At 57.3% G+C, this 12,474-nt stretch carries 12 protein-coding genes and 1 tRNA gene; 5 read left to right on the top strand and 8 right to left on the bottom strand.

Translation table 11 applies throughout. From position 1 onward, the window contains the following. Nucleotides 1–124 precede the first annotated feature (124 nt). The gene (locus CQ018_RS15835) at nucleotides 125–487 is read left to right on the top strand and encodes a PadR family transcriptional regulator (protein WP_105550993.1); all 363 of its coding nucleotides are present in this window, start codon (nucleotides 125–127) and stop codon (nucleotides 485–487) included. Continuing rightward, nucleotides 484–1,725: a hypothetical protein gene (locus tag CQ018_RS15840; RefSeq protein ID WP_105550994.1), complete on the top strand. Its 1,242-nt coding sequence runs from the start codon at nucleotides 484–486 to the stop codon at nucleotides 1,723–1,725. The genes CQ018_RS15835 and CQ018_RS15840 overlap by 4 nt, the downstream gene beginning before the upstream one ends. 37 nt (nucleotides 1,726–1,762) lie before the next feature. Here the strand turns inward: CQ018_RS15840 and CQ018_RS15845 are convergent, their stop codons facing one another. The 3 genes from CQ018_RS15845 to CQ018_RS15855 all read right to left on the bottom strand — a co-directional run bounded on the left by CQ018_RS15845 (nucleotide 1,763) and on the right by CQ018_RS15855 (nucleotide 4,346). Beyond that, entirely contained in the window at nucleotides 1,763–2,785 is a 1,023-nt protein-coding gene (locus CQ018_RS15845; protein WP_105550995.1) for an inorganic phosphate transporter, read from the bottom strand. A 10-nt stretch (nucleotides 2,786–2,795) separates the two neighbouring features. After that, nucleotides 2,796–3,410 (bottom strand): hypothetical protein, encoded by a 615-nt coding sequence (locus tag CQ018_RS15850; RefSeq protein WP_105550996.1) that lies wholly within the window; start codon nucleotides 3,408–3,410, stop codon nucleotides 2,796–2,798. A 276-nt stretch (nucleotides 3,411–3,686) separates the two neighbouring features. Next, a complete protein-coding gene (locus CQ018_RS15855; RefSeq protein WP_105550997.1) occupies nucleotides 3,687–4,346 on the bottom strand; it encodes a hypothetical protein in 660 nt (219 codons plus the stop codon). Between the two features lie 189 nt (nucleotides 4,347–4,535). Here CQ018_RS15855 and CQ018_RS15860 point away from each other — a divergent pair. Continuing rightward, a tRNA-Lys gene (locus CQ018_RS15860) sits at nucleotides 4,536–4,611 on the top strand. Between the two features lie 88 nt (nucleotides 4,612–4,699). Here the strand turns inward: CQ018_RS15860 and CQ018_RS15865 are convergent. Further along, nucleotides 4,700–5,422: a hypothetical protein gene (locus tag CQ018_RS15865; RefSeq protein WP_146111931.1), complete on the bottom strand. Its 723-nt coding sequence runs from the start codon at nucleotides 5,420–5,422 to the stop codon at nucleotides 4,700–4,702. Between the two features lie 15 nt (nucleotides 5,423–5,437). After that, on the bottom strand, nucleotides 5,438–5,824 hold the full coding sequence (locus tag CQ018_RS15870) for a PadR family transcriptional regulator (RefSeq protein ID WP_105550999.1): 387 nt from the start codon (nucleotides 5,822–5,824) through the stop codon (nucleotides 5,438–5,440). A 241-nt stretch (nucleotides 5,825–6,065) separates the two neighbouring features. Between CQ018_RS15870 and CQ018_RS15875 the strand changes: the two genes are divergently transcribed. Next, complete coding sequence (locus CQ018_RS15875; protein ID WP_105551000.1) at nucleotides 6,066–7,730, top strand: thiamine pyrophosphate-binding protein; 1,665 nt, start codon at nucleotides 6,066–6,068, stop codon at nucleotides 7,728–7,730. Nucleotides 7,731–7,867: 137 nt separating this feature from the next. Then, nucleotides 7,868–9,133: an endonuclease/exonuclease/phosphatase family protein gene (locus tag CQ018_RS15880; RefSeq protein ID WP_258142656.1), complete on the top strand. Its 1,266-nt coding sequence runs from the start codon at nucleotides 7,868–7,870 to the stop codon at nucleotides 9,131–9,133. 113 nt (nucleotides 9,134–9,246) lie between these two features. Here CQ018_RS15880 and CQ018_RS15885 read toward each other — a convergent pair whose 3' ends face one another. The 3 genes from CQ018_RS15885 to CQ018_RS15895 form a co-directional block, all read right to left on the bottom strand. Then, nucleotides 9,247–10,668 (bottom strand): amino acid permease, encoded by a 1,422-nt coding sequence (locus tag CQ018_RS15885; RefSeq protein WP_105551001.1) that lies wholly within the window; start codon nucleotides 10,666–10,668, stop codon nucleotides 9,247–9,249. Then, the gene (gene hisC, locus CQ018_RS15890; RefSeq protein WP_105551002.1) at nucleotides 10,661–11,740 is read right to left on the bottom strand and encodes a histidinol-phosphate transaminase; all 1,080 of its coding nucleotides are present in this window, start codon (nucleotides 11,738–11,740) and stop codon (nucleotides 10,661–10,663) included. The genes CQ018_RS15885 and hisC overlap by 8 nt, the downstream gene beginning before the upstream one ends. Nucleotides 11,741–11,879: 139 nt before the next feature. After that, the gene (locus tag CQ018_RS15895) at nucleotides 11,880–12,449 is read right to left on the bottom strand and encodes an Lrp/AsnC family transcriptional regulator (protein ID WP_105551003.1); all 570 of its coding nucleotides are present in this window, start codon (nucleotides 12,447–12,449) and stop codon (nucleotides 11,880–11,882) included. Nucleotides 12,450–12,474: the final 25 nt, after the last annotated feature.

The raw sequence follows: 12,474 nt of genomic DNA on the forward strand, positions 1-12,474 counted from the left end.
CTGGCATGTTTAATGCCGTATCTGAGGAGCCGACGCCGGACGCGACACGGAGGAACGCACTGCTGCAATGTGCACACTACTGTGTAAAGCGTAATACTGTGGTGTGCGGAGAAGGGAGTGCCTGGTGGACACCACGCAATTGCTCAAGGGAGTGCTGGACGTCGCGGTATTGGCCGTGGTTCGGGAGGAAGACGGCTACGGCTACGACATCGTGCGGCGCTTGCGCGCCGCCGGAATAGCGGAAATCGGCGACGCCTCGGTCTACGGGACGCTACGCCGGCTCTACGCGGCGGGAGCGCTTTCCACCTACGTGGTGCCTTCCGAGGGCGGACCCAACCGCAAGTACTACGCCATCAAGGCCGAGGGCATCGCAATGTTCGAGGCTCAGCGAGAAACCTGGAACGAGTTTGCCGCGGTGTTCTCCACGCTCATCAATCACCAACCAGCACCGGCAGCCGCCACGAGTTCGAACGGATCCCACTCATGAACACGAACCACCGGAACATCGTCGGCGAATTCGCCCGGGCAGTACGCGCCCAGCTTGCTGACCTCCCCGCGCTCGACGTCGAGGAGCTCACCGAGGGACTCGAGGCGGACCTCACCGAGCGGCTGGCCGAGGATGGCTCCGACCTAGGCGATCCGGCCGCCTACGCGGCGGAACTTCGTGCCTCCGCCGGGCTCCAGGCCAAGGCGCCGGTCCTTGCCGCCCTGTCCTTGCGCCGCTCCCTAGAAACCAAGGTGCGCGGGGCCATCGCGTCGCTGCGTGCAAAGCCCGCAACCGCGGCGCTGCTCGACTTTCTGGTCGCGCTGCGCCCCGTGTGGTGGGTGCTACGCGGCTGGATCGTCTTTGGACTGCTGATTGTCTTGGTCAAGCAGGACTGGCCGTTTTTCCCGCGGGGCTTGCTCGAATTCCTCCTGTGGGCCGGGGTGATCGCCGTGAGCGTGCAATGGGGACGCGGGCGCTGGCTGGGCAGCGGTCGCGCCGGCAAAGGGCTGAAGTATGCAACCAGCGTTGTTGCCGCGGTGCTGCTGCTGCCCATGGCGCTGGTCGCCTTCGACTCGGTTAACCGGGCGCTCTACAGCCAGTCCTACGACTACGCGTCCGCGGCGTCCGCGGTGTCGGATGGCCTGTCCCTCGACGGGGAAAACGTCTCAAATGTCTTCGCCTACGACTGCTCGGGTCAGCCTCTGCGCAACGTGCAGCTCTTCAGTGAGAACGGCACCAAGCTGTCCGTGAACCCCTTTGGTGACGGATACTCCTCATACCCCGACAAGGAAGAACAGGCAGATGTCTTTGGCCTACCAAGCCAGTTTGTCGCCGGGCATGAGGGATGGAACGTCTTCCCGCTAGATGCCACGGTTCAGGATCCGTACGAGTCCGAGGGCGCCGACCTGGGACGCATGCAGGCGCCCTTGCCGTTCGACACCGTCCAGCCGTTGCTCAATGAATGCAGCCCCGAGGCCCCGAAGGAAAAAGAGGCTGCGCTGCCGAGCACCATGCCCACGGCCCCGACGCTCAAGCCCGAGGACGTCAAGGCGACCGACGTGAAATCCGCTGTCGAGTCGGGCGCCACGGAAAGCGGAACGCCAAGCCCCTCACCAACAGACCCGGAGGTCGAGGAATCGACTCGGGACTCGGGCACGGAGCGAGACAAGCCTGCTACCGGTTCGTCTGTGCCGACTCCGGCCCCGTCAGGCAGCCCGTCACCCTCGGAAGAGAAATAGGCTCGGGTCAAAACGACAAGGGCGTCGGGGAGACGAACTAACCCAGCAGCGGGTTCATGGCCAGGAAAAGTATCCCGGCGAGCATGGCACACACTATTGGTGTTGCCACCCAGTGCAGACCGACCCGGTTCACATTCCGCCAAATCACCGATTCGAAGCGTTGGTTGGCCCCGGCACCAACGATTGAACTGGTGACCGCCTGGGTGGTGGACATCGGCAGATGGAACACCATGGCCCCCAGATAAAGCATTGTCGCGGAGATGGACTGGGCGATCATCCCACGCAGTGGGTCAAGGCTCACCAAACGGTAGGCAATGGTGTGGGCAATGCGCCAACCACCAAAAAGCACACCAGCTGCCAAACAGCTTGCCCCCAAAAGCTGGGTGCTGAGCATAATGGACCCCGGTTGCGCGGCATGCGCGGTCACCAAGGTCAGGGTGAGCATGGCACCGGTGCGTTGACCATCCTGGATCCCGTGTCCCAACGCTACAGCGCACGCGGCAACCGCTTGCCCGGCCCGAGATACCCCATTGACATCGGAAGCACTTGAATGGCGCACCAGCCAGGTTGCCGGAACCACAAGTAGGTAGGAAAGCGTGTAGGCAACTAGCGGGGTAACAAGTAACGGGAGCAGCACACCAGCAAGCAGCATCCGTAAGGCATCGTGTACTCCCTCGTTGCCTAGGATTGCCGAGGCCCCACTGGCACCGGCCAACGCGGAAATAAGCGAATGGGTCGAAGAAATCGGTAACCCGCGCCACCAACACAGCAGTCCCCAAGCCCCTGCGGCCAACAGCGCTGCCAGAAGCAGGGCGAGCCCCGGGGTTCCATCCGGGACATTTAGCTCAACCGCGGAGATGAGATAAACACCAAAGCTTGTTGAAAGCATGGTGCCAACAAAGGTGAAAAACGCTGCCACAAGCACCGCATAGGTAGGTGTTAGCGCCCGGGTGCGGACCGCGGCCGCCACCGAGTTTGACGCGTCACGAAACCCGTTGAGAAACGCGAACCCACAGGTGCAGGCAAGGACCGAGAACATCATGAGAGTTTGGGAGCTCATGGGGTGCGGATCAGGATTCCTTGACCAGGACGCGTCCCAAATGATCGGCAACGGCGCGCAGGGATTGTGCCGAAGCAAGGAACTGCTCGGCAACCGAACGGTGCCTAATGATGGTTCCTGCCTTGTTTAGATCCCCAATTTCGCCAACCCAGGTGAGATGGGTGCGGTGCGCACGCTTTGAGAGCCGCACCAGCTCTAGCCACAAATCCTCAAGATCATCCATGCGCTGAAGTTTGCCCAGTGCATCGGTGGTGAGCTCGGCCTGCCGCCCAATGAGTTCAAGTTGTTCGGCGGCTCGATGAGATAGCTGTTTATTACCCAGATGCGCAATCAAATCCCCGGCACCGCTGAGCTGCTCGACTGCCTCGTGCAGCAGGCGTGAAAAGGTGTAGATATCTTCACGCGGCAACGGGTTCACATAGCTGGTACGCAGGTGGGTGAGCACCGCATAGTGCAGGTCGGTGGTTTTTACTTCGGAAGCATTCAAGTCCTCCAGGTGAACCAGACGGTCCTCATCGGAACCGAGCATTTCGGAGAGGATTCCTACACATTGATGAACCTCGGTGGCCAGCTCACGCAACAACTCAAGACCACGCGTATCTGAGGGGAAAAATCTAAACTTCACGAAAGTACCACCGGGTGCAAATGAATCAAATGAAAACAGGTCGTGCCCAGTTTACGTGGGGAAGGTTAACAGATTTGATCACGTGTTGAAGTGCTCGTGTATCAGGAAAATTAGTGGTGCCGAACCGGGAGCGCCTCTCGGCGGAAGGCCGCTCGTAGCGGCTGAAAGTTGGAGCCCGGGGCTGCCGCGGTCCGGCACCATGAACTAATCTTTCTCGCTTTGACCCCAAGCTGTCAACATAAATACGTGGTTTGTGCCGCAAGCGTGAAAGAAGTCTCAGTCGAGTTCTCCGCGGCGCCACAGTGCGGCCGACGCTTCAAGATCCTCTGCGGTTTTAATCAGCGACTGCGCTCGCCGGGTCATGAGTGCGGCACGTTGTTCGTGAGCAAGCTCTGCTGCATCTGCCTGTTCTGCCTGCCCCAGGGCGATGATCCTGCAGTAGGCAGCGGTGCGTTCCAGTGCCACATCGAACTCTCCATCGAAGGCCCCTGTGAGAATGGAGCTCGTCATTTCGCAGAGTTCTGCGGCGCCCGGTGGCTCGGCAGCCCCGGCAATGACTCGGGAGACTTCTGCCTTGGACGCGCCGGAGGCAAAGAATGAGGCCATTGATTCGGGATTGTTCACGGTTGCCGAGCGGATCGCATACATGCGCCACAGGGCACCGGGCAGAGATCGAGCTGGAGTCTTTGACCAAAGCTCTGCAACAACTTCAAGACCTTCGTCCTCGGCAAGAGTGATGAGTCGGTCCCGAACCTGCGGATCATTATTGAGTTTTCCGGCTTGCACAAGTGCCTGCGCGGTGAGGTGCGCTGCCTCTGAGATGCGCGCAGGATCTGCCCCGCCCTCAAATGGATCAAAGTCCACCGGGGCAAAAGGCTTGGGTTTGTGGTGACGGAACGTGGTTGCCGGGGGAGTCAGTGCGATGTGGCCCTTCATGGGCTTGAGGATACTCTCTTCAGCTGGGTACTTACTCATCGGGTGGCAACCGGGCCCTGACAACACCACCGAGTGCCTTAGCCAAGGCCCGGACGATGAACTTCAGGTATCGGAACACTTCATGAATCTAGTAAATGTGCACAAAGCACTCTCATTTATCGGCTAATATAGGTGTTGGCCTTATGCCATGCGCCTTTAGCTCAGTTGGTAGAGCACTGGACTTTTAATCCATTGGTCGCGGGTTCGAGCCCCGCAGGGCGCACCAAGAAAACCCCGTTCTCCACGTGAGAACGGGGTTTTTGTGGTTCTATGGCGCCGCCCACCCGCGGCGCACCCAGGATTAGTGATGCCAACTACCTACCCAAAAGCGCCGATAGGACTAGGAGGGCTAGTGCGGCAATCGGGAAAATCCACGAAACAAGAATGTTAGAAGCTACCGAGAATGCTCGTGTTTTTTGAGCATTCCTCTGGCTGCGCAACGGATCGATAATGCTGTCGTCGCCGTCCTTGGCAGTGGCAATGGTGTCAATGAACGAAACAATAACCATGATTGACGCGGTGATGAGCAGGACCGGCAGCGGGGCTACCGAGAGCCAAGCCTCAGCGGATGTACGTGGAGCGCTAAAGGCCGCGAGCACTCCTCCGGACACCGCTGTTCCAATGAGTGCGGCAAGAATCCAGAAGTTTCGTAATAATTTGTCGAACAAAAGGGGAACGCTCAGCGCTGCAACTACGGGCAGTGCTAGCCAAGCTACTTGGGCAACGCCTAGGCGCAGTGCTTCGCCCGCGACCCATGGGACGGTGGCCTGAGTAAAAGCCAAGAAGGCTATGAGCCCAACAGCTGATCGCGTGATGGTGCCCTTGAGCGAAACGTTTTGAGTAGTAGTTGATGCGGCGATATGAGTTGCGTATTCGGCAGGGGAGCCGAACGCAACCTGTGCCGACTCTCCGGAATCTGCGAGGTGTTCTTTGACGGTGGCCAGCGTGTCACCGATCTTGACGCCGGGAATGTTGTGAATTCGCAACTCAAGTGTCAGGGCTTCTAACCACTTGCGGTCTTGTTTGGTTTTCATCATGACTCCTTGTTCTCGCTAATTCTTGGGGGCTTTGGGGGTGAGGAATGTCGTGGTGGTGCTCGTGAAGGAGTGCCAGGCCTTGCGCTGCATGGCTAACTCTTGATGTCCAAGTTCGGTGAGCTTGAAGTATTTTCGTCCAGGGCCTTGTTCTCCGGGCCGCCATTCAACATCAAGCCAACCGGCGGTTTCAAAGCGTGTAAGTAGCGGGTAAAGGGTTCCACCCTTCACCTTTCCGAGTCCCGCCCGGTCCAGCTCATTGATAATTGCGTATCCGTAGGTTGTGCCCGACTCCAGCGCCTGCAATGTGCAAAGGCCAAGTGCTGCGCGTAGCCAGTCACTTGGCCAGCCAACGGCGGGTTCGGGCTCCTCCTCGGATGGTTCGAAGATTTGCTTTGTCTGCATAGCTAGATTGTCTATCTAACTAGTCAGCGTGTCAAGAGTGGCTGGCTCGCGACGGCAGGGTGTGTTGCCTCGAACGATGTAGCAATGTTGCGTGCGGCACACTGCGAGCACTATCTTTGAGATGTCAGGCGAAACACCAAAGACGTTTCTGCCGTCGCTCTAAAAATGGGCGAAAGCCGGGTTCATTGCCCGAAGACGAATATGGCCCTACTCTTTTTGCTGCATTCGAAAGTACCCCCAAATGCCTACAATTTCCGCTGTAGTTTCCCACGCCCTTTTAACCTGCACCTCAGAAATATTTGGGGTCATGGGAAACGGAAACGCACATTTCCTGGATGCCGCGGTCCGTACCGATTTCCGCTTCACCGCAGTACGCCACGAATCCGCGGCAGTCACTGCCGCAGATGCCTACTACCGAATCACCGGTAAACCCGCGATAGCCACCACCACGTACGGCGCCGGCTTCACCAACGCGGTAACCCCACTGGCAGAGGCCGCTGCAGCCCAAATCCCGATGATTCTTGTGACAGGGGACCAACCAACCTCCGGAGCGCGGCCCTGGGATGTTGACCAAGATGCAATCAATACAGCGGTTGGCGCCAAAACCTTCACCATTGATGCGCGCACCCCCAAGGCAACAACACTTGCCGCGGTCGCCCACGCGCTACGCGAACGGATGCCGGTAGTCATTTCCCTGCCCTATGACATCGTTGCCGATCGCGCCCCGGAAGAAGCCGAGCTAACGCTTGCCGACTTCGCTACCGAACCCGAATACCCGCAGGCATCGCCAGAGCTATTGATCCAGGCCGCTACAGCTCTGAGCAGCGCAAAACGCCCACTGATCCTCTACGGACGCGGTGCGCGCCTCTCCGATGCGGCAATGGCAATAACGGCGCTCGCCGACAAACTTGGCGCCTTGAGCTCAAGTACGGTCCTGGCCACGGGTCTGCTGGGTTCTCGTCACGGGGATCTAGGGATCACCGGAGGCTTCTCATCTGCAGAAACGGCGGCACTGATCCACGAGGCAGACACCGTGCTGGTGCTCGGTGCCAAACTGAACCAGTTCACTACCCGCTTTGGAGACCTTTTCAATACCGGAGCGCAGGTCATCCAAGTGGATCTGGGCAATGCCGCAACCAACCCACGCGTGGATGCATTTATTAGCGCAGATGCAACCGCCGTCGCCACGGCACTTGAATCGATGGTTGCACCGGTGTCGGCCAACGCAAGCTGGCTTGAGCAGGTCGCCGATCGCTTGGCGAAGATCAACGATCACGAATCTGGCGAGGTCACCGCCCCCGATGGACTGCTAGACCCGCGCTCGGTTGCGGCAACGCTGAATACCATCCTTCCCAAACGCCGCTTGGTGGTTCAAGACGGCGGACACTTCATTGGTTGGGGACCGATGTACTGGGATATCCCCGGACCCCACGCCCTGAATCTTGTGGGAACCGCCTACCAAAGCATCGGTATGGGAATTGCCTCCGCTGTGGGTGCCGGCGCCGCGGCGCGGGCCGATGAGACGGTTGTCCTTGCCGCAGGTGATGGCGGATTCCTCATGGGCCTTGCTGATCTTGAATCGGTGGTCCGTTCGGTAGCGAGTGGCATCATCGTAGTCTATAACGATGCGGGCTACGGGGCGGAGATTCATCAATACGGATCGATTGGACTCCATGAGAAACCGATGCTGATTCCAGAGGTTGATTTTGCTGCGGTGGCCCGTGGCCTCGGTGGGCAAAGCACTAAGGTGCGTACCCTGGAAGACCTTGATGAGCTGCGTGCTTGGGTAGCCCGTGGAGCCAAGGGCGTGTTCCTTGTCGATTGCCGTATTAGCCCGCAGGTACGTGCCCCGTACATGGAAGAAGTTCTTGAAGCCAATCGCAGGGCGGCTCTTGCCCGAGGCTAGATTTTATTGCTAAAGGCGTCTGGACCAGTGCGTATGTGCGCGGGTTTGGGCGCCCTTTGCTGTCTGAGTAGTGAATTTCGCGATGGGGATAATCCCCAGACCTACCACAAAGTAGGTTTGCGGTTTAGGGTGGAACGGTGCGATATCTGACCAGGCTGGCGCTGAGCGCTGCAATCCTCACCGCCATCACAACGATGGGCGTTACCCCGGCAATCGCACAAACATCAGCACCCCTACAGGTAAGTAGCGTGAGCGGCACCTTGATCCAGCCAATTCCCTACCCCGACGCACCGCACGAACAGGCCCAGTCCCTGAAGGTTGCAACTTTCAATGCATCACTGAATCGCCCCGCCGAGGGTCAGCTGGCACTCGATTTAGCGGGACCACACGATGCGCAGGCACAGGCGGTGGCCGAGATCGTGCAGCGCAATGCCCCGGATATTCTGTTGCTCAACGAATTTGATTACGATTCCCAGGGCGCTTCCGCACGACTATTTAGCGAAAACTACCTCAAGGTCTCCCAGCGTGGGCAGGCGCCGGCGAATTACCCCTACACCTATCTGGCCCCCTCAAACACTGGCATTCAAAGCGGTGCTGACCTTGACGGCGATGGGATCGTTGGGGGTCCCGGCGACGCCTTTGGTTATGGGGACTTTGAAGGCCAATTCGCGATGGTTCTTTATTCCAAATACCCAATTGATGCGGCAAATGCGCGTACCTTCCAAAATTTTTTGTGGAAGGACATGCCAGACTCGCAACTACCTGGGGAGTACTACAGCGAACTAGTACAAAGCGTCTTACGTTTACCAAGTAAATCCGTGTGGGATGTGCCGGTAAAGGTTGGTAAGAGCACCGTGCACATTATTGCTTCGCACCCCACCCCACCGGTCTTTGACGGTGCAGAAAAGCGCAACAAGCGCCGTAATCACGACGAAATCCGGCTACTTAATGACTACATTAGCGGCGGAGAAGATTCTCAATACATCTACGACGACAACGGAACGCACGGACCATTGGAAAGTGGAAGTAAGTTCATTGTTCTGGGGGATCTGAATTCGGACTCGAATACCGGAGAATCGGATCCGGCTGCCATCAAAGAGCTGCGCACCAATCCACTGCTTGTTGACCCTAAACCCGTGAGTGAAAAATGCTCGGCCTTTGCTGGCTCCCGCATTGGCCGCAGTGCCTTGATGCTTGACGCATTGAGCACTGCCGATTTCGGTCGCGGCGGCAAGGGGGTCATGCGCGTTGATTATGTACTGCCAGCAAAGGCCCTGCCGATACTTGATTCGGGTGTTTATTGGCCAGCAACCGGAGCCTCCGGAGCGGACCTAACCGAAGGCTTGCCACCGGTCAGTAGTGATCATCGCTTGGTCTGGGTCAACCTGCAGCTTCCCAAATAAAGAACAGCCCGGAAACGCACGCAAAGACAGCTGCCCGTGGTGGAGATTCGTTAAGGCAATCCCACCACGGGCCAGCTGCACTTCTTACACGATGGCTCTCGTGCGCGATGTGTTTAGGCGTGAGTATTTTCCTTGCTCAAGGTCGTTGAGTCAGTATCACTCGGCCTATCTTCAAGGCGATGCCGTCGCCGCTGAGCCAGCGCATTAAGCACAGCAATGGTGATGATCAAAACTGTGGTGGCGAGAAGCTGCGTGCGGCTGGCCGGGTCAAAGAGCGCCAAGAGAACGATTCCAGCAAGCATTGCCAAGGCAAGCAGGGATAAATATGGGAAACCAGGCATGCGTACCGGCAGGATAATGCTTGGGTCCTTATCCGCTCGATGGCGCAGAACCAGTTGGGAAACAATAATGAATCCCCAGGTGACAAGAAGGGTTGAGCCCACCGCGTTGAGCAGTAGCGGCATGACTAGGTCGGGCGCCAGGTAGTTCATGGCTACCGCAACAGTGCACAGGATTATTGATCCCAACACCGCAATATAGGGTGTCTGATTCTTATTACGTACCATGACAACCTTGGGTGCAAGCTTTCGTTCGGAGAGCGAAAGAAGCATGCGAGAAGCCGCATATATATTTGCGTTCATTGCCGAAAGCAGGGCAATGACAACTACTAGTGCCATGATCGAATCAATGAATGGAATATTTGCGGCGCCAAGCACAGCAACAAATGGACCAGCGGCAAGTTCCGGGGTGTTCCATGGCAGGACGGCAACCATCACAAGCGCCGAACCAATGTAGAAGACAAGTACGCGCACCAGCACGCCACGCACTGCCTTGCGAATACTACTACGCGGGTTATCGGATTCGGCTGCAGCAATTGCAACAATTTCAATGCCACCAAAAGCAAAAACTACCATCAACAAGCCCGCGCAAAGGCCAACAATTCCGTTGGGCATGAACCCACCATGCTCAACCAAATTGCTCAGGCCCTTGGCCTCAACTCCGGGAAATAAACCAAAGATCATCGCGGCACCGATGACCAGGAACACGACTATCGCTGCGACCTTGAGGAATGAGAACCAGAACTCAAACTGGCCAAATTTTGCAACATGGGCAAGGTTCACCGCCGTCAACAGGCCGACAAATATCAGTGACCAGGTGCCTTGCGAAATTCCTGGAATCCACCCGCCAATGATTGCCGCGGCACCCGTAGCCTCTGCCGAAATGACAATGACCGCCTGAATCCAATACAACCACCCAATGACCGCTCCGGCATTAGGCCCCAGTGCCTTAGTCGCGTATACGGAGAAAGAGCCCGAGGATGGGTTAGCGGCAGCCATTTCGCCGAGCATATTCATGATCAAGATGACCAAAAAACCTGCAAGAGCAAAGGCCAGGATGACACTTGGTCCGGCAACGGCAACTGCCTGACCGGAACCGATAAACAATCCGGCACCAATGGCTCCGCCGATGCCCATCATGGTGATTTGGCGGGTGCTGAGGTTCGTTTTAGAGCTAGTGGTGGAGCTATTAGACATGTGCAGGAAACTCCTGCAGGACGCTGATCAGTGAGTCTGCCACCAATTTATTGGCTTCGGGGGATCCAATAGAAATGCGGATACCTTCACCCGGGAATGCTCGGCCCCAAACACCTGCCGCACGCAATGCGGCATCGATGGCTTCGGTGCGTTCCTTGGTGGCTAGCCAAATAAAGTTTGCGTGCGAATCCCAGAGCTGGATCCCGGCATCACGCAACGCCTTGACCAAGCCGGCGCGCTCAGTAATCAATTTATCGATACGCACCTGCAACTCGGCCTCATGATTCAGGCTCAGTACCGCAGCGCGCTGAGCCAGTGCGCTGACACCAAAGGGAATCGCAGTTTTGCGCAGGTTCTCGGCAACTGCAGCGGGTGCAATTGCGTAGCCAATACGTAGCCCGGCCAGGCCGTAGGCCTTGGAAAAGGTGTGTAGCACGGCAACATTGGGGTAACGGTGGAAGAAATCTAGCCCAATTGCAGAATCACCGTGAATATTGAAGTGGACGTAGGCCTCATCGATGACAACCAAGACGTGCGCGGGAACCTTGGCCATAAACGCATCAACAGCAGCCGAATCTACAACGGTGCCGGTTGGGTTATTCGGATTACAAATGAAGATCAGTGAGGTGCGCTCGGTGATCGCCGCTGCCATCGCCGGCAGGTCGTGCCCGCCCTGTGCGTCCAGAGGAACCATGACCGGTGTAGCCCCTGCAACATGAGTCAAGATCGGGTAGGCCTCAAAGGAGCGCCACGCGAACATGACCTCAGCACCAGGGTTAGTTGTCGCATGAATTAGCTGCCCGGCAACTTCAACCGAACCTGCACCCAATGCGATATTTTCCGGGGCAACCTTGAATCGTTCGGCAAGCATTGCAACCAATTCCGGTGCGGCTGCGTTCGGATACTCGTTAATTCTTCCGAGCTCGGCAACAAGAGCCGTAGTGACTGCGGGTAATGGGGCAAAAGGATTCTCGTTCGAGGAAAGCTTGAACGCCTTTTCGTGCTCGCCGGGAGTCGCACCCTGCTTGTATGCAGGGATCGCTTGCAAAGAATTGCGCTGGGCGATTGTCATCGTGCCTCCGTAGAATTTACAGGTGGCGAATCATCGGTGATGCGCCTCACATAAGCTACGAAGCTGGTCTCCGCCGGTCAACTGCCCAGCGAAAAGCCATACAAGATGTACACGAAGAGTAGTGAAAAGCAGTCAAACACTAGGCAGTGTGCCCAGCATTAGTAGCAGCACCCAGCCTACCGCCATTGCGCAATGTGGACTCACGCGGTGCCGTCGCCGGCTCCGCAAGATCGGCGCTATTCTTTCGCACAGCCTCCCACGCCAAGGGGATAGTACGGTTCTCAAAGTGGGTTTCGAGCACAATCGATGAGGAAGATCTGCTCATGCCCTCGGTGGCGGAAATCGCATCAAGCACGCGCTGTAAATCCTTAGTCGACCGGGCAACAATTTTCACCAACATGTCACTGGTGCCAGAGACAGTATGCATTTCAAGAATCTCAGGAATTTTTGCAAGTTCGGCAGCAACTTCGGTCTGCCCAAAATTCTGTTTGATCTGTAAGGAACAGAAGGTGATGACCGGGTAGCCCATGGCCGAGGGGCCTATTTGTGGGGCAATGCGGGAGATGACTCCCGATTCATGGAGGCGATTGAGCCGGTTTTGTACCGTCCCGCGGGCAACACCTAAACGCTTTGAACACTCCATGACCCCTAGGCCAGGTTCATCGGTGAGCAGCTCGATTAATGAAACATCTAACGCATCGATTCTCATGACCCCAAGTATCTGCCCTGCAAGG

Source organism: Arthrobacter sp. MYb227 (assembly GCF_002975435.1).
GTDB lineage: Bacteria > Actinomycetota > Actinomycetes > Actinomycetales > Micrococcaceae > Paeniglutamicibacter.

Excerpts from the sequence above, each read along its gene's own strand:
- CQ018_RS15895 (WP_105551003.1), bottom strand. The coding sequence starts at position 12,449 with ATGAGAATCGATGCGTTAGATGTTTCATTAATCGAGCTGCTCACCGAT.
- CQ018_RS15865 (WP_146111931.1), bottom strand. The coding sequence starts at position 5,422 with ATGATGAAAACCAAACAAGACCGCAAGTGGTTAGAAGCCCTGACACTT.
- CQ018_RS15855 (WP_105550997.1), bottom strand. The coding sequence starts at position 4,346 with ATGAAGGGCCACATCGCACTGACTCCCCCGGCAACCACGTTCCGTCAC.
- CQ018_RS15885 (WP_105551001.1), bottom strand. The coding sequence starts at position 10,668 with ATGTCTAATAGCTCCACCACTAGCTCTAAAACGAACCTCAGCACCCGC.
- CQ018_RS15875 (WP_105551000.1), top strand. The coding sequence starts at position 6,066 with ATGCCTACAATTTCCGCTGTAGTTTCCCACGCCCTTTTAACCTGCACC.
- CQ018_RS15845 (WP_105550995.1), bottom strand. The coding sequence starts at position 2,785 with ATGAGCTCCCAAACTCTCATGATGTTCTCGGTCCTTGCCTGCACCTGT.
- CQ018_RS15870 (WP_105550999.1), bottom strand. The coding sequence starts at position 5,824 with ATGCAGACAAAGCAAATCTTCGAACCATCCGAGGAGGAGCCCGAACCC.
- CQ018_RS15840 (WP_105550994.1), top strand. The coding sequence starts at position 484 with ATGAACACGAACCACCGGAACATCGTCGGCGAATTCGCCCGGGCAGTA.
- hisC (WP_105551002.1), bottom strand. The coding sequence starts at position 11,740 with ATGACAATCGCCCAGCGCAATTCTTTGCAAGCGATCCCTGCATACAAG.